Source organism: Pseudomonadota bacterium (assembly GCA_039033415.1).
Classification (GTDB): domain Bacteria; phylum Pseudomonadota; class Gammaproteobacteria; order Xanthomonadales; family SZUA-38; genus JANQOZ01.
Map to the genome: position 1 here is coordinate 37,465 of JBCCCR010000006.1, position 16,067 is coordinate 53,531.

The 16,067-nt window shown below is 61.4% G+C and carries 14 protein-coding genes; 5 read left to right on the forward strand and 9 right to left on the reverse strand.

The features are described from left to right. Positions 1–61: 61 nt before the first annotated feature. Entirely contained in the window at positions 62–2,707 is a 2,646-nt protein-coding gene (gyrA, locus tag AAF358_06070; protein ID MEM7705099.1) for a DNA gyrase subunit A, read from the reverse strand. 481 nt (positions 2,708–3,188) lie between these two features. Between gyrA and AAF358_06075 the strand changes: the two genes are divergently transcribed. After that, a complete protein-coding gene (locus AAF358_06075) occupies positions 3,189–3,845 on the forward strand; it encodes a peptidylprolyl isomerase (GenBank protein MEM7705100.1) in 657 nt (218 codons plus the stop codon). A gap of 6 nt (positions 3,846–3,851) precedes the next feature. Beyond that, on the forward strand, positions 3,852–4,565 hold the full coding sequence (locus AAF358_06080) for a UDP-2,3-diacylglucosamine diphosphatase (protein ID MEM7705101.1): 714 nt from the start codon (positions 3,852–3,854) through the stop codon (positions 4,563–4,565). A 146-nt stretch (positions 4,566–4,711) separates the two neighbouring features. Here the strand turns inward: AAF358_06080 and AAF358_06085 are convergent, their stop codons facing one another. From AAF358_06085 to AAF358_06095, 3 genes are all read right to left on the reverse strand, one after another. Continuing rightward, complete coding sequence (locus AAF358_06085; protein ID MEM7705102.1) at positions 4,712–5,965, reverse strand: IPTL-CTERM sorting domain-containing protein; 1,254 nt, start codon at positions 5,963–5,965, stop codon at positions 4,712–4,714. Positions 5,966–6,054: 89 nt separating this feature from the next. Beyond that, positions 6,055–6,555: a hypothetical protein gene (locus tag AAF358_06090; GenBank protein MEM7705103.1), complete on the reverse strand. Its 501-nt coding sequence runs from the start codon at positions 6,553–6,555 to the stop codon at positions 6,055–6,057. Between the two features lie 41 nt (positions 6,556–6,596). Next, positions 6,597–7,406: a dockerin type I repeat-containing protein gene (locus AAF358_06095; GenBank protein ID MEM7705104.1), complete on the reverse strand. Its 810-nt coding sequence runs from the start codon at positions 7,404–7,406 to the stop codon at positions 6,597–6,599. Positions 7,407–7,633: 227 nt separating this feature from the next. On the opposite strand from AAF358_06095, the gene AAF358_06100 reads away from it, so the two are divergent. From AAF358_06100 to AAF358_06110, 3 genes are read left to right on the forward strand one after another with little or no spacing between them, the layout of a single operon-like run. After that, the gene (locus AAF358_06100) at positions 7,634–8,386 is read left to right on the forward strand and encodes a glycosyltransferase family 2 protein (protein ID MEM7705105.1); all 753 of its coding nucleotides are present in this window, start codon (positions 7,634–7,636) and stop codon (positions 8,384–8,386) included. Then, positions 8,383–8,772, forward strand: coding sequence for a DUF2304 domain-containing protein (locus AAF358_06105; GenBank protein ID MEM7705106.1), 390 nt, complete (start codon positions 8,383–8,385; stop codon positions 8,770–8,772). The genes AAF358_06100 and AAF358_06105 overlap by 4 nt, the downstream gene beginning before the upstream one ends. 14 nt (positions 8,773–8,786) lie before the next feature. After that, positions 8,787–9,911 carry a glycosyltransferase gene (locus tag AAF358_06110; protein MEM7705107.1) on the forward strand — a complete coding sequence of 375 codons (1,125 nt, stop codon included), beginning with the start codon at positions 8,787–8,789 and terminating at the stop codon, positions 9,909–9,911. Here AAF358_06110 and AAF358_06115 read toward each other — a convergent pair. The 5 genes from AAF358_06115 to AAF358_06135 form a co-directional block, all read right to left on the reverse strand. After that, the gene (locus AAF358_06115; protein MEM7705108.1) at positions 9,899–11,311 is read right to left on the reverse strand and encodes a hypothetical protein; all 1,413 of its coding nucleotides are present in this window, start codon (positions 11,309–11,311) and stop codon (positions 9,899–9,901) included. The genes AAF358_06110 and AAF358_06115 overlap by 13 nt on opposite strands. Further along, the gene (locus AAF358_06120; GenBank protein ID MEM7705109.1) at positions 11,308–12,486 is read right to left on the reverse strand and encodes a hypothetical protein; all 1,179 of its coding nucleotides are present in this window, start codon (positions 12,484–12,486) and stop codon (positions 11,308–11,310) included. Before AAF358_06120 ends, AAF358_06115 begins: the two co-directional genes overlap by 4 nt. Before the next feature lie 68 nt (positions 12,487–12,554). Beyond that, positions 12,555–13,808, reverse strand: coding sequence for an isocitrate dehydrogenase (NADP(+)) (gene icd / locus AAF358_06125; GenBank protein MEM7705110.1), 1,254 nt, complete (start codon positions 13,806–13,808; stop codon positions 12,555–12,557). Between the two features lie 24 nt (positions 13,809–13,832). After that, positions 13,833–15,311 (reverse strand): amidophosphoribosyltransferase, encoded by a 1,479-nt coding sequence (gene purF, locus AAF358_06130; protein ID MEM7705111.1) that lies wholly within the window; start codon positions 15,309–15,311, stop codon positions 13,833–13,835. A 123-nt stretch (positions 15,312–15,434) separates the two neighbouring features. Further along, positions 15,435–16,037, reverse strand: a complete 603-nt coding sequence (locus AAF358_06135) for a CvpA family protein (GenBank protein MEM7705112.1) — start codon at positions 16,035–16,037, stop codon at positions 15,435–15,437. Positions 16,038–16,067 lie beyond the last annotated feature (30 nt).

Below are 16,067 nucleotides of genomic sequence, written 5' to 3' on the forward strand. Positions count from 1 at the left end.
AAAGCCCCTGTGATCAGGGGCTTTTTTGTGCCAGCTCGTCTGGCCGATTGACTCACCAAACCTAGGCGTCGGGTTCTGGGCCGGATTCTGGGTCGGGTCTCGGCTCCGGATCGGATGGACCGGCTTCGTCGCCGTCGCCAGTCTGTCCATCTGCCTCCAGCTCGCTATCCTCGTCCTCGTCTTCCATCGACTCGATTGGCGCAATGCCGACCAGATCTTCTTCGTCGCCGAGACGAATCAGCGTGACACCCTGGGTGTTACGACCCTGAACCGAGATTTCTTCCACGCGCGTTCGCACCAGCGTCCCGGCATTGCTGATCAGCATGACCTCATCGTCATCACAAACCTGAACCGCCCCAACGCAGTCTCCGTTGCGGTCGTTGGTTTGCACCGCAATGACGCCCTGCCCGCCGCGTCGGTGGCTGGGGAACTCTTCTAACGCCGTCCGCTTACCAAAGCCGTTCTGGGTTGCCGTCAGAATCGCGCGTCCGTCAGCGACGATCATTGAGACCAGCGTGGCGTCATCAGCCAGGCGCAGACCAATCACGCCCCGAGCCGTGCGCCCCATCGAGCGAACGTCCGACTCGTCAAAGCGAATAGCTTTGCCGGCGCTGGAGAACAACAGAATGTGGTGCTCTCCGTTGGTGATAGCCACGTCGATCAGCTCGTCGTCCTGCGGCAGATCGATGGCGATGATCCCATTAGCCCTAGGGCGTGAAAACGCTGATAGCGGCGTCTTCTTGACGTAGCCAGAGCGGGCCGCAAAAAAGACGTACTCACTGTCGAGGAACTCCCGTACCGGCAGGACCGCGTTCACACGCTCACCCTCAGCCAGGGGCAGCAGATTGACGATCGGTTTGCCGCGCGCAGCTCGAGAGGCCTGCGGCAGCTCAAACACTTTAATCCAGTAGATCTTGCCGTTGGACGTAAAGCACAGGAGCGTGTCGTGGGTGTTGGCGACAAATAACTTATCGACAAAATCCTCGTCCTTCATACTGGTCGCTGATCGCCCACGGCCCCCGCGTCGCTGGGCCCGGTAGGCGTCCAGCGGCTGTGCTTTGGCGTAGCCGGCGTGCGACAAGGTCACCACCACATCTTCCTCGCTGATCAGATCTTCGAGGCTCAGACCCGTGTGACGCTCGTTGATGACCGTGCGCCGCTCGTCGCCAAACTTTTCTCTAAGGTCTTCAAGCTCCTCACGGATCACCGCCATCAGCTTGTCCGGGTCGGAAAGGATTGCCAGAAGCTCGGCAATGGCGTCGAGGATCTCCTCGTATTCCGCCACCAGTTTGTCCTGCTCAAGACCGGTCAGGCGGTTCAGCCTCAAGTCGAGGATGGACTGCGCCTGGACCTCAGAAAGCTGATAACCCTCGTCGGACAGACCGAGCGACAGGTCGAGATTTTCGGGGCGAGACGCCTCCGCGCCGGCGCGTGACAGCAGGCTCGCCACCACGCCCGGCTCCCAGCGCCGAGACTGCAGCGCCTCGCGGGCCTCCTTGGGTCCGGGTGAGGCTTTGATCACCGCAATGATTTCGTCGATGTTGGCCAGCGCCACCGTCAGACCTTCCAGGACGTGGGCGCGGTCGCGGGCTTTGCGCAGATCGTAAAGCGTGCGGCGGGTGACCACCTCACGGCGGTGGCTGATGAACGCCTCCAGGACCTGCTTCAGCGTCAGCAGCCGAGGCTGACCGTCGAGCAGCGCCACCATGTTGATACCGAACACGCTCTGCATCTGCGTTTGTTGATACAGGTTGTTCAGCACCACGTCCGCGACCTCACCGCGACGCAGCTCGATCACCATACGCATACCGTCCTTGTCGGACTCATCCCGCAGATTGGTGATCCCTTCGAGCTTCTTTTCCTTGACGAGCAGCGCAATCTTTTCGATCAGGCGCGCTTTGTTGACCTGGTAAGGCAGCTCGCTGACGATGATCGTCTGCTTTCCGTTGCGTTCGTCGGTCTCAATCTCGGTGCGGGCCCGGACGTAGATCCGTCCGCGGCCGGTGCGGTAAGCCTCGCGGATACCGGCCGCGCCGTTGATGATCCCCGCCGTCGGGAAGTCAGGACCCGGCATGTGTTCCATGAGCTCATCGACATCGAGCTCGGGCGAATCGATGAGCGCCAGGGTTGCGCTCACCACCTCGGTCAGGTTGTGGGGCGGAATATTCGTGGCCATGCCCACCGCGATGCCCGCTGACCCGTTGACCAGCAGGTTGGGCACCCGCGTGGGCAGCACCACTGGCTCGGATTCTGTTTCGTCATAGTTCGGCGCAAAATCGACGGTTTCGCGATCCAGGTCGCGCAGCAGCTCGTGCGCCAACCGCGACATGCGAATTTCGGTGTAGCGCATGGCGGCCGCTCGATCGCCGTCAACCGAACCAAAATTGCCCTGACCGTCCACCAGCATGTAGCGCATGGCAAACGGCTGAGCCATCCGCACGATCGTGTCGTAAACCGCCGAGTCACCGTGGGGGTGATACTTACCGATTACGTCACCCACCACGCGGGCAGACTTTTTGTACGCCTTGTTCCAGTCGTTGCCCAGCTCGGACATGGCATAGAGCACGCGTCGATGCACCGGCTTCAGGCCATCGCGCGCGTCCGGCAGCGCGCGGCCGACAATAACGCTCATCGCGTAGTCCAGATAGGACTGACGCATCTCGTCTTCTAAATTGACCTTCAGGATTTCTTTGGCCAGTTCAGCCATAGAGTTGACCTTTTCTTATCGTCAAATGGCGGTGGGTTGCGCAGCCGCGCGGGCCAAAAACCCGCCGATCTGGCAGAATCGACGGCTGCCTGGATGCTTCCCGCAGAAAAACCAGCCCCTCGGGAATGGATACCCAATGATCTTTCCGCTAAGGGTCCAAACAGGGCGTCTCCCACTCAGCGCCACTGTAAGCCTTCAGTTCGCGAGATTTTATCATATTCGTCCCTGACAAGGGGTATTTTTGATCATGCCTTAGCGGTGCCCACTGCTGTTTTTTTGACCATTCGGCCCCGCGAGCCGTCCCACACAAAATCAAGCGGGCAAGCTCAGAACTCTACGCTTTTCCGTTCGAAGCGTGTCTACATCCAGCTCTTAGTCGACCAGGCCCACTCCCCGCTTCGGTCGACGGGAAAAGGGGGTTTTCAGGTGTTTGAGGTCGCGCTTTTGGGTAGACTGGCGTCCTTCATTGAGGGAGCAGAACATGTTGCGAACCATCATGCTGGCGACGGCCCTGAGCTGCACGTCGGTCCTCGCCCAGGACGGCGCTGAGACCGAAGGCAGCGAAACCGCCGCCGCAGCAACGTTTGTCGAATTCGATACCTCGATGGGTGCGTTTGTCGTGGAGCTGCTGCCTGAAAAAGCGCCGGTCAGCGTCCAAAATTTTCTTGCCTACGTCGACGATGGGTTCTATGACGGCACGGTCTTTCATCGCATCATCGGTTCCTTTGTGATCCAGGGTGGCGGCTATACGGCGGAGTTCACCAAAAAACCGACACGAGAGCCGATTACCAACGAAGCGGACAATATGGAGCCCAACGTCAAAGGCACCCTCGCGATGGCTCGAACCGCGGATCCCCATTCGGCGACGTCGCAGTTCTACATTAACGTTGCCGACAACCTGGCGTTAAACCACACCGGCAAAACCAACTCCCGAGCGTGGGGCTACGCCGTCTTTGGCCGGGTGGTCTCAGGCATGGACGTGATCGAAGCCATGCGTGTGGTGGACACCGGACCCGGCGGGCCCTTTCCACGAGACGTCCCCCGCGAGCCTATCGTCGTCCTGAAGGCCGAAAAGGTTGAGGCCCCGGTAGCGCCGACACCCGAGGCGTTACCCGAAGCGGCGTCAGGAGATCAGTAGCACGCGGTGAAACTGTTCGTTTCAGACCTCCACCTCGACCCCACCAACCCGCAGTCGCTAAAGCCGTTTCGAGACTGTCTCGAACGGTACCGCGACGGGCTGGCTGAGCTTTATATCCTCGGCGACCTGTTCGAATTCTGGATTGGGGACGACTACGTTCCGGCGACGGCAAAAGAGACGGCGGTCCTGCTTAAGGGTTTGTCCGAACGCGGTGTCGGCGTGTTTTTTATGGCCGGTAACCGGGATTTCCTGCTCGGTGAGGAGTTTGCGAGCCATTGCGGCATGACAATCCTCGACGATCCGACCGTGATTACCATCAACGGCAAACCCACCCTCCTAAGCCACGGCGATCACTTGTGTACCGACGATCACGTCTATCAGGCGATTCGCGCAAAGGTTCGCGATCCTCAGTGGCAGCAGGCGGTGCTAGCTCAGACTGTCGAACAACGGCTGGCGATGGCAAACGAAGCGCGAGACGAGTCCCAGCGCCATACCGGGGAAGCAGCTGAAGAGATCATGGACGTAAACCCGGACGCCGTCATGTCCTGCATGACTAAAGCGGGCGTCCAGCAGATGATCCACGGACACACGCATCGCCCGGGCGACCATGCTCTGGTCGTTAACGACGCACCCGCCCGGCGTATCGTCCTCGGTGACTGGTACAAGCCTGAGCACGTTCACATCGCTCTGGATGACCGCCTCCTGCCCTTCCCGGGCTAGATACTTCATGACCGCCTCCTGCCGCCATCTCAAACGCGTTTTGGTCAGGGCTTATGGCCCGCGGTTGAGCATCTAAAGGTGCTGCCAAGAAATTGCAGGCAAAAAAAAGCCGGGGCAAGCCCCGGCTTTTTTGGTGTTGCTTTGGCTTACGCCAGCGGAGCCCGCCGACGCAGCTGGAAGGCACCGAAGCCTACGAGAGCCAGGGTCAACAGAATCAGACCCCACTCCGTCATGGTCGGAACAATCTCCGGCACCAGGGCGATACCGAGGTTGATCGTAACCGTGCCGGTGGCGCCGGCGCTGTAGGTACAGGTAGCCACGCCCGTGGGCTGCGGATCGGTCTGGGTAGACGTACCGCTGACGGTCAGTGCAAACGGCGTGGCCGCGTTAACCGTAGCGGTTGTGGCGCTGGTGATGGCGAAGGCACCCATGCCGTCGTCGGTCAGCACACAAGACACGTCGTACGCACCGCCGGAGTTGTTGGTCTCCGTGAAGGTCAGCGCACCCGTTCCAGAGTTGCCGCGAGTAACCGGGCCAACGTTGATAGCCGTGGTAGTGCCGCCCGCCGGATTCGGATTCGGCGTACCCACAGCGATGTCGCAGGTGATAGCCGTCTCGCCATTCGTCACGGTTGCCGCGCCGGCGGTACATGTATAAGTAGCAGTCGACTGTCCGACTGTCGCACCTGAGCAGCTGGCGGTGACCGTACCGCTAGCTCCCGGCGCCAGAGACGCAGGCGCCGCCGTAACCGTAATGGAAGCTGAGCCAGTGATCGGCCCCAGCGAACAAGAAGGGTTGATCGTCGCGTCGATCATCGCACCGTCGTTGGAGATGGTGATCACGCCTGTACCAGCGGCAGCATTCACGTCGGCCATCAGTCCGAGAGTAGCCGGCTGAACGTTCAACACACCGGGTCCAGGGCCGTCGGCCGCGGAGATTGTTCCGTCGGTTGAAGTACCAGCGGTGACAGTGCCACCAGCGAACGCAAAGGCCTCACCGCCCACATCAAGCGAGAAGTCCATCGGCGGCATCACGCCTGCGCCGATCGTAAACGTGATCGAACCCAGGCTTTGGCCGGTGAGTGCTGAACCGGAGCCGCTGAAGCCGATAACGGTGATCACGCCAGAGCCATTGTCGGAGCAAGATGGGATCGCATCCGGCGGGACAACGTTCGTGAAACCACCGCAAGCCGACAGGTCTGCGGTCAGGTTTGCGCTGTCGTAAGTGATCGTCCCCTCGAACGAGTCGAGGCTCTGACCACCGTCACTGAATGAAAAATCGACCGTAACGCCGGCGCCGGGATTACCGCTGCCTGATCCGATCGTGAAAAACGGCTGGGCGCCAGCCGTCGAGGCCAAAAGAAGCAGCAATATCGCCGCTGTGCTGGACGTAAAACGCATTGTTATCACCCCTTGAGTTTTTAGAAGTCGCAAAACGACGCCGCCAGAGCATACCACAATCTGACGGCGTCGGAAGCGTTATCGACTGATTATTTCGCGGAAAATTGGTCTAACTTCTCGTCACTTAGCGCGTCTCGTAGAAGTGATTTATCAAGCATCAGCGTACCGCCTTCAACCGCTTTACCGTTCGTGTCAGCCATCACCAGGTTTTGAACCTTCAGGCTGCCGAGTTGCTGAGGCGCGACACCGAGGGTGACCGAACCGAGTTCAAAGGTCGGAAGCACCTCATTGGCGGGGCTGAAAACCAGCACCGTCAGCGTTTTCCGCTCCGCGTTGTACGCGCAGCTGCCAGAGTGGTTGGTGAAGATACCAGCGGTGCAGTTGCCGGTTTCAATTTTGGCGCTGCCCATACCCTCAAGCTTGATATCGAATTCAAGCGCGGTGACTGCAGACTCGTCGTTCACAAACTCGAAGCGGAGCTGCGTTTGGTTTCCAGCGGCGAATGGCGTGACCATCAGATCGGCACCAAAGGACGCACCCGAAGCCAGCAGTGACGCAGCAGCCAGCGTTTTCATCGTGTTTTTCAACATTTTCAATCTCCTAAACTAGATAGCTATTTGGCTGGCCGCGCTTACGGGCAAGCACCGGCGGTCGGACCGAGGCGAATCGCAACGATCGCAGAAGCGTCAACGACGTTAATCGTGCCGTCACCGTTAGCATCTGGAGCCCCAGGCGCCGGATTGGTGGTCGGATTCAAACGCTCGGCAACTACAGCAGAAGCGTCCACAACGTTAATGGTGCCGTCGTTGTTGGCATCGCCCTGGCACAGCTGGCCAATAGCCGTCGTCCGGCGAGACTCATAGTCGTCAAAGTTGATGGAGGTGAAACCGCCCAGGCCGTTCACGGCGCCAAACTGAATGGCTTCAACCGTCGCGCTGCCCGTGTCGGTACCGGTGGCGTCCGCGGCATCGCCGGCGCCGGCGTTGCCGCCAACCCACAGGCTGATCGCGCCGCCGCTGGTCCAGCTGACTTCAATCGGCGTCCAACCCGCGCCAGCGCTAGTGGAAGCTGCGGTACCCGAAGCCGGCGTGACGGTGACGTTGGATCCCGTCGTCGAAACTGAGAAGACAGGCGTAGATCCGCCCTCATCAGAATAGGCCTCAAAGACCGTCGCGTCGCCCGATCCGTTAACGAGCACATAAAAACGAACGATCAGCGTTCCTTCCGCTGCAGGTGAGTTGTCTTGCACCCACTGCGTGCCGGAATCCGCCTGCATGGCGCAGATACCGCCGAAGCGTGAAACGGTCACGGGGTCAGCCGGGCCGCCGACGACTGGGGCTGTGCCGCTCGGTGCCGACCACGCGCTCAGGGTGCAGGCGCTGGCGACAGAACCGCCGGCGAGCAGGCCGAGTGCAGCAATGCTTGTTGCTAACTTTTTCATGGAATAACCCTCTCCTAAGTGATCAATGGGTGATCTTTTCCCAACTATAGCTGCTCGGAAGCAGCGTTCTCATTAGGTAGAAGCGGATAACACGCAGAAAAAGCGTCACACAATTCGAAAAAAGTGCACTTTTTTTCGCCGCCCACGGAAAAATGTCAGAAAACATCGATAAAACGTGAAAACCGGTGGTAAAATACACAGTTATAAGGTGCATTTTGGGGACTTAGATGACGTCACAACCCGCCCGGGGAGATGTTATCGCATTGCCGGACCGAAAAAACCGGTCCGATTTTCTGGTTGTCATTCCCGCTCGTAATGAGGAACGAACCGTCGGTGCGGTAGTTAGTGACATCCGCAGTCGCCACCGCTGCTGCGTGGTGGTGGTGGACGACGCCAGCACCGATCGAACGGGCGCAGTCGCCGCCACGGCCGGTGCGGCGGTCCTCAAACTGCCTTTTTCTATGGGCGCGTGGTGCGCCACGCAGGCCGGCCTGCGCTATGCGCTGCAGTACGGCTACCGCTTTGTTGTGACGATGGATGCCGACGGCCAGCATCACGCCCGGTCGGTCAACAAAATCCTTCAGGCGGTTGTCAGCGGCCGGACGGACGTCGCCGTCGGGGCCTGCCCTCACCGCCTCAGCGCCGCCAAACGTGTCGCTTGGGCCTATTTTCGGCTCCTGACCCGGCTGTCGATCCGCGATTTCACCTCCGGCCTCCGGGCCTACAACCTGCGGGCCATCAAGGTGCTTGGGCGCCGCTACGCCAGCCTGCTGGACTATCAAGATATCGGGGTACTCATGCTGCTGCAGCGCCAGGGCATTACGATCGAGGAATTGCCAGTCACGATGTCCGCAAGAAAAGCGGGCCATTCAAGGGTTTTTAGTTCCTGGTTCGTTGTTGCTCAGTACATGATGCAAACCACGGTGCTGTGCGTGTCCCGTCTGGGTCCGCGGCGCCGGCACAACGCGGAGGCAGCATGAGCTACCAGGTGACCACATCGTTTATTGGCATCTTGCTGGCGGGTGCCATTCTCTACCTGGTTCGACGCGATCATCTCCATGGTCCGTATGCGCTGTGGTGGCTTGTGGTGGCCGGTATCACAATTGTGCTGGGGCTGTTTCCGCGAACGATTGACCTGATTGCCGGGTATACCGGCGTTTCCTATCCGCCAAACCTCCTTTTTTCCCTGGCGATCGGGATGCTGCTGCTGAAAATGCTCAAATCGGACATCGAGTCCTCTCGGCACGAGCGACGCATCCGCCGCCTGGGACAAAAAATGGCCATCCTGGCCGAGGAAAACCTCCGGCTGCAGGCTGAGATTGAGGAAGACCGAAGCGGCGAAAGCCGGCGCGCTGGCGGCCGCTAGCGAGGCTAAGCGCCGTGTCGGCGTTGCGGGTTCTTCACGTCGGCAAGTACTTCCCGCCGGTGCCCGGCGGCATCGAGACCTTTTGTGGCGATCTGTTCGAGGCGTTCGCCGCCACGGACGTTACGTGCGCCATGCTGGTACATCGAAAGGACGGAGTTCCCTTTCCCGCGTTGCCCCGCCTTTCCGGGGTGACGACGCGTGGAGAGGCGCTGTTCACGCCGCTTGCGCCTGGATTTCCTGCGGCAATCCGGCGTCAGCTAAAAAGTTTTAAGCCACATCTGCTGCATCTCCATCTGCCCAACCCGGCGGCCTTCGCGGTGTTGGCGATGAAGTCGGCCCGGGAAATCCCCTGGGTGATCAACTGGCATTCTGACGTTGTGGCCTCCCGGTACCAGTGGCGATTACGGGTAGCCACGCCGCCGTACCGGTTACTTGAGTCGGCGACGCTTCGTCGAGCCGCAGCGGTTGTGGCTGCCAGCCATGCCTACGCCGCCGGCAGCGACGTGCTCAGTCGCCTTGACCCAGAGAAACTGCACGTCATCCCGTTTGGCATCGATCCCGCGAGGCTGACCCAACGCGTGCCTGTCACGTGGCCTAGCGCCGGCCTGAAGCTCGCTGCGGTGGGTCGACTCACCTATTACAAGGGCTTCGACCGGCTACTCGAGGCGATGAGGTCGATGCCCGAGGCGAGCCTGCTGCTGGTCGGAGACGGCCAGGAGCGAGGGCGACTGGAGACGCTGATTGCTACGTGGGGGCTACAGGATCGCGTTCGGATGATCCATGACGCGGACGACGCGCTGCGCAACAGCGCCATCGCTGACGCCGACTGCCTCTGCCTGCCGTCGATCGAGCGAACCGAGGCTTTCGGGATCGTGCTGGTGGAGGCCATGGCCCTGGGGACGCCGGTGATCGCCACCAACCTGCCCGGCTCGGGTGTCCCCTACGTGGTCGGACGCGGCGGTCACGGGCTGCTTGCGGAGCCCGACAACGTCCCTTCCCTGGTTGAGCGGCTCAAAGAGATTGCCGGCAGCCCATCATTGCGCGAACAATTCAGTGAGCAGGCACGGGCCAACTTCCCGCAATTCCATATCAATCAAACGGTCGAACGCTTCGCCGAGCTTTATCGTCAGCTGTGCTGACGCCCCAATAGCACCCAGGCCCATAAGCCGACCGCCGGCGCCAGATGCAGGGCAAGCCGGTTAGACGCCGTCATCGACTCAGCCCAGACCGCCGCCTGCGTAAAGAAAAAGAGCGCAAACAAAAACCCCAGCCCCAGCAGCAGCAGGGAACTCAGGCCGCGTCCGTCGGCGGTATTCCTGGCCTGCCACGCGGCCCAGAGCGCAGCGGGCAATCCGAACAGCCAGAACAGATGCCAATTCGGCAGATCCAGCAGCGCCGTGATCAGGCTTTGCAGCTGGTTGTCAAAACCCAGCGGGTGACGTCCGAGGTAGGGCAGCTCGATGAGCGCCGGCGTCATCTTGAAGGTCAGCCCGGCCAGCGAAAGACTAAAGCCGCCGGTCACCAGCCAGAGCACAAACGCGGCGACCGCAGCCGCGATAGCTAAGAGCCGCCGAGATCTGGGCAGGCGGACCATCATGATCGTCGCCAGCCCGATCAATGCCCACACCACACCCTCCAGCTTCAGGCTACCGACGAGCAGGAGCGATGCCAGGCTGAGCCACATCGATGCCTTCCCGGCGAGGTGCATCATGAGCGTCGCCACAAAGGTCACCATCGCGGCGGACAGCCAGATGTCCGCATAGCCGGCGAGCGCCACTTGAGTGTTGAGGATCGGCAGGGTCAACAGGAGAAAGGTCCCGATCATCGACAGCAGCGGCCTCAGATCGGTCAAGCGAGCGGTGCTGTAGAGCAGCAGCCCCAACGCCAGTGCACAGCTGACCCAGGGCATCCGCGCTGCCGCCGAATCCCAGCCGCCATGCCACTGGGTTATCCAATTCTGAATCAGTGGCAATGTATCGGGATAGCGCCATGCTTCGTTGGTGTAAACCGTTGGGTCTTCCGTTCGGATCCACTGCTGGAAAGCGACAAATCTCACGTCCGGCCCGAGCTCGGACCAGACGCGCGCCTTGACGCTCCAGGCGGACCACGCATCCCAGGGATAGACGGGGCGTAGCAAGGCCTCGCTGCCCGCCAGCAGCAGCAGGGCCAGCAGCCACAGCAGCAGCAGCCACCAGAGAACTCGCTCGGCGGCGCCGCCGAAGCTTTCGGGTGACGCCAGCTCCTCAAAACCCGGGCGGCGCCCACGCCGAAGCACCGCAACACCGGCCACGCCCGCAGTCAGCAGGAGCAACACCGCGGCTCCGGGCAGCATCTGGTCGATCCAGCCGGCAGCGCGCAGCAACGCCAGCAGCAGTGCGGTGAGTCCAAGCCCCACAAAATGACCGGCCGCCATGGACCAGAGAATCGTCATGCGGTCGAGCGACGTCTTTAGCGCACTCATCACCAGTAGACCGCCGCAGACCGTTGGGAGCACCAGCGCTGCCAGCGTTAAAGCCCACCATCCCAAAGACGTCATCATGGCTTCCGATCCAGCAGCCTCACCATCGCTCCGCCCGAGCCGGTCGCCAGTGGCAATACCCGCCACGTCCGGGAACCCAGGGTGAGCAGTCCCCGGCTTACCGGCTCGGTCAACCCAGGCTGGCGGTACAGAAACACCAAATCGCCGGGGCGTAGCGCCCCCCCAGGTTCAGCCGGAGGAAGGTAAAACGTCGACACGTTTGACGGCCGAAGATGCCATGCCGCCCGAAGGTTAAAAAAGCGATCGTCGGTAACGACGTGAACGCGATCTCGCGGCTGGATCTTCGGCTGAGCCAGGGCTGCGAGGTCCACCAGGTCGCGGTCAAACTGGAAGCGCCGGCGCTCTTCCGGTGACAGCCCGGCGAGGCGATGGCGGGTTTCGCTGACCTGGGCGAACAGGCTGCGGCTCGACTGCAGCTGCAGGAGAACCGTCGCACCCAGCAAAACGGTCAGCGCTGCGCCGGCCCACAGCTCACGCCGGAGGCCGCCCAGTAGGCAGACCAAGGCGAGGGTGATCACCGCGGCACCACCCACCGCCGCGTTCAGGCCAATCCCTTCGTCCAGATCCGGGTACCGACCCAGCGAGCTCACCGACAGCATGGCCCAAGGATCCAGGGCGGACCAGCCGGTCCAGAGTGCGTCAAGGCGGCCAAGCCAGCTGTCGCCCGCCCAAACGACCGTGTCGAATATGACTGGCTTATCCAGCACCACCGGCGGACTCGTTTGCGGCTGCGGGTATCCGTAGAGCACCATTTCAGTGATTACGCCCTGCCAGTCGGTCTGGCGGGACATCAGGTAGGATTGCGAGCCGCCATCCGGCACCTGCAAACGCGTGAAGTAAACCTGCTCCCCGTCCGCACGCTTCCATGCCAGCATCAGCACGTAGTTCAACGGATAGTTCTGCGCCCTCAGCCGAAGGAGAGCCCCCTGCTCCGCTTCGAAGCTCGTCTGGGCAACCGCGAAGAACTCACCGCTCGAATCCAGCTTGGCAATCGCCAGACTCGAGCCGTCACCCCAGGCAGCGCCGCGGGACAGCTCCCACGTGTCGACCTCCTGCCATGACTCAGAAAGCTCGCCCGGGTAACCCGGACCGTGCGTGGCGGCTAGCCAGGCCAGCCAGACGCCCCAGCTTGCAACCAGACAGAGAGCCAGCAGCCAAGCTCTGAGCGGGGACACCAGGGTCAGGGCCCGTCAGGCGACGGGCTGTCGGGATCAATACGACGAAGCAACAGCCTGGACGGCGGTCAGACTCGACCGATTTCCTCGATCAGCGCGTCTGCAAAACCGCTGGTCGACACTTCGGTGGCGCCGGCCATCTGCCGGGCAAAGTCGTACGTCACAACCTTTCGCTCGATCACCTTGGGGTAAGCCTTGTTGATGACGTCGGCCACTTCCTGCCACCCGATGTGTTCAAACATCATCACGCCGGAGAGCATCAGCGAACTCGGATTGACCTTGTCTTGGCCCGCATACTTGGGCGCCGTTCCGTGGGTCGCTTCAAAGACCGCTACGTGATCAGCGATATTGGCGCCGGGCGCAATGCCGATACCGCCCACTTCCGCAGCGAGCGCGTCGGACAGATAGTCTCCGTTCAGGTTCATGGTGGCGATCACGCTGAACTCTGCCGGGCGCAGCTGCATCAGCTGGAACATAATGTCGGCAATCCGATCCTTGATCACGATCTTACCCTCGGGCGGGCGGCCGTCGTGCTGATCCCAGACCTCGTCTTCGGTAATGGTCTGCTCACCGAACTCCTCCCGCGCCACCTCATAGCCCCAGTTGCGGAATGCGCCCTCGGTGAACTTCATGATGTTGCCCTTGTGCACGAGCGTCACGCTGTCGTGACCCCGATCGATTGCGTACTGAATCGCCTTGCGAACCAGTCGCTTCGTGCCGAAGGCGCTGATGGGCTTCACGCCAAGCCCCGCTTCCGGGAAGAAGTCGACGCCCATTTCATCACGCAGGAACGCGGCCAGCTTCTCATTCTCCGGCGTGCCACTCTGGAACTCGATGCCGCAGTAAACGTCTTCGGTGTTCTCCCGAAAAATGACGCAGTCGACCTCTTCCGGCCGTTTCATCGGTGAGGGCACGCCGTTGAAGTACCGCACCGGGCGCACGCAGGCATAGAGATCCAGCACCTGCCGCAGCGACACGTTCAGCGAGCGAAAACCGCCGCCGACCGGGGTGGTGAGCGGCCCCTTGATCGCCACAACCAGATCTTTGATGGCCTCCAGCGTTTCGTCCGGGAAATAGTCGCCGTCGTAAAGCCCCGCCGCCTTTTCCCCCAGGTACAGCTCCGCCCAATGCACCTTGCGGCGACCACCGTAGGCCTTCTCGACCGCTGCGTCCCACACGCGAAGGCTGGCGGCCGTAATATCGCCCCCGATCCCGTCCCCCTCAACAAATCCCAAAATGGGATTGTCGGGCACGACCAGCTTGTTGTCCCTGACTTCAATCCGGGTGCCATTTTCGGGGTATTTGACGTGTCGATAGCTCATGAAAGCTCCTTGCGAATGGTTGGTTCAGACCGCCTGGGCGCGGGCTGTTTTAGCTGAGTCAGATCGTTCAACCTCGATCTGACGAAAATATTCGTCCGAAACACCGGTGACGTACTCGTTGGAAAAGCACGATGTATCGAAGCGGGTGATGCCGGGGTTGCCCTCGCTGCAGGCTGCCACCAGATCGTCCAGCGACTGGTAAATGAGCCAGTCGGCTCCAAGCGCTTCCTGGATTTCCTCCTCGCTGCGCTGATGCGCGATCAGTTCCTCCGCCGCCGGCATGTCGATCCCATAGACGTTGGGATAGCGAACGGGCGGCGCCGCCGACGCAAAGTAAACCCGACGCGCACCGGCGTCTCGGGCCATCTGGATAATCTGCTTCGACGTGGTGCCGCGAACAATCGAGTCGTCGATAATCAGCACCGTCTTGCCGCGGAATTCCAGGTCGACCACGTTCAGCTTGCGGCGCACCGATCGCTGACGCTCCTGCTGTCCCGGCATGATAAACGTTCGCCCGATGTAGCGGTTCTTGATGAACCCCTCCCGGTACTTGACGCCAAGCTGGTGCGCCAGCGGAATCGCCGCGGTTCGAGAGGTGTCGGGGACGGGGATCACGACGTCGATGTCGTGATCCGGGCGTAGTCGCAGGATCTTCTGAGCGAGCTTCTCCCCCATGCGCAGACGCGCCTTATAGACCGAGATATCGTCCATCATGGAGTCAGGCCGAGCGAAGTAAACCAGCTCAAAGATACACGGCGTGCAGTGGATTTCGTCCGCGCACTGCTGGCGGAAGCACTCACCCTGCTCGCTGATGAACAGCGCTTCACCCGGCTGAACGTCGCCGATCAGCTTAAAGCCGAGAACGTCCAGCGCCACGCTCTCCGAGGCGATGGCATATTCCACGCCAGCCTCGGTCTCACGCTGGCCGTAGACCAGCGGCCGGATACCCCACGGGTCCCGCACGCCCAGTAGCCCGTAGCCGGGAATCAGCGCCACGAAGGAGTAGCCGCCGCGGCAGCGCCGATGCAGTCCTTTGACCGCGGTAAAGAGGTTTTCCGGTGACAGCGACAGCGCAACTTCAGGGCGGAGCTCATGCGCTAGCACGTTGAGCAAAACCTCCGAATCGGAATCGGTGTTGATATGACGCCGATCCGACTCGAACAGCTCGCGTTTTAGCGCCTGGGCGTTGGTCAGGTTCCCGTTGTGGCCAAGCGCGATCCCGAAGGGTGAGTTGACGTACATGGGCTGAGATTCTTCGCTGGCGTCTCCCCCGGCCGTGGGATAGCGGACGTGGCCGATACCCCAATTGCCCCGGAGCCCCCGCACGTCGTTAGCGGTGAACACGTCGTTGACGAGACCGTTGCCCTTGTGAAGATGCATCTTGTCACCCGCACAGGTGACGATGCCGGCCGCATCCTGGCCGCGATGCTGGAGCACCGTCAAACCCTCGTAGAGGGTCGCAGCAACCTCTTCCCGTCCTACAATTCCAATGACGCCGCACATGGGTTCATGTCATCCTGGAGCGTGGCAGTTAAGGAGCCCCGGCGGGCGGGGTCCGGCAGTGCGCATTCTGCCGTTTTGGCAGCGCTGTTGGCAAGGCGCAGCGTCGTTGACCGCCGGGCCAGCTCACGCCGCATCGGGGCTTGCCCCGGCACCATCCCGCGCCGTATCAGAATCCGGCTCATCGCCGCCGGGGAGCGGCAGTTCAGGCAAACCCAGGGAACCCGGAGGGCCGCCCTTCAGGTAGTCGCTGAAATCTTCCGGGAGATAGCGCGCTGACCACCGGGCCAGCGCTTCGAGTCTCGGCAGCACCAGGGAGTTCTGCCACCACGGGTCGGCCGGCAGCGGGGTCAGCGATAGCAGCGAAACGCCGACGACCAGCAGCAGCGCGCCGCGTGCAGCGCCGAAGAACAACCCGAGAAAGCGGTCGGTGCCCGACAAGCCGGTTTGGCTGATCAGCAGACCAAGCACGTAATTCAGCAGTCCGCCGGCTAGTAGCGTGGCAAAAAACAGGGCGGCAAACGCAATCGCCAGCCTCACCGAGGGAACCTCAACCCGCTCGCCGATCAGCGGCGCAACCTGGTCGGCAAACGTAAGTGCCACCCAGACCGCAGCAATCCAGATGGCCAGGGCCATGAACTCGCGCACAAAACCGCGAAAGAAACTGATCAGCATGGACAGCGCCAGAATCCCGAGGATGGTCCAGTCAGCCCAGTTGAAGGCGTCCATCGTGAAGGCTGCCGCTTACGGTGCCAGGGC

What these genes read in the sequence shown, in the direction of transcription:
- AAF358_06090 (MEM7705103.1), bottom strand. Translation starts at nt 6,555, where the DNA reads ATGTTGAAAAACACGATGAAAACGCTGGCTGCTGCGTCACTGCTGGCT.
- gyrA (MEM7705099.1), bottom strand. Translation starts at nt 2,707, where the DNA reads ATGGCTGAACTGGCCAAAGAAATCCTGAAGGTCAATTTAGAAGACGAG.
- AAF358_06105 (MEM7705106.1), top strand. Translation starts at nt 8,383, where the DNA reads ATGAGCTACCAGGTGACCACATCGTTTATTGGCATCTTGCTGGCGGGT.
- AAF358_06075 (MEM7705100.1), top strand. Translation starts at nt 3,189, where the DNA reads ATGTTGCGAACCATCATGCTGGCGACGGCCCTGAGCTGCACGTCGGTC.
- AAF358_06100 (MEM7705105.1), top strand. Translation starts at nt 7,634, where the DNA reads ATGACGTCACAACCCGCCCGGGGAGATGTTATCGCATTGCCGGACCGA.
- icd (MEM7705110.1), bottom strand. Translation starts at nt 13,808, where the DNA reads ATGAGCTATCGACACGTCAAATACCCCGAAAATGGCACCCGGATTGAA.
- AAF358_06115 (MEM7705108.1), bottom strand. Translation starts at nt 11,311, where the DNA reads ATGATGACGTCTTTGGGATGGTGGGCTTTAACGCTGGCAGCGCTGGTG.
- AAF358_06095 (MEM7705104.1), bottom strand. Translation starts at nt 7,406, where the DNA reads ATGAAAAAGTTAGCAACAAGCATTGCTGCACTCGGCCTGCTCGCCGGC.
- purF (MEM7705111.1), bottom strand. Translation starts at nt 15,311, where the DNA reads ATGTGCGGCGTCATTGGAATTGTAGGACGGGAAGAGGTTGCTGCGACC.
- AAF358_06135 (MEM7705112.1), bottom strand. Translation starts at nt 16,037, where the DNA reads ATGGACGCCTTCAACTGGGCTGACTGGACCATCCTCGGGATTCTGGCG.
- AAF358_06085 (MEM7705102.1), bottom strand. Translation starts at nt 5,965, where the DNA reads ATGCGTTTTACGTCCAGCACAGCGGCGATATTGCTGCTTCTTTTGGCC.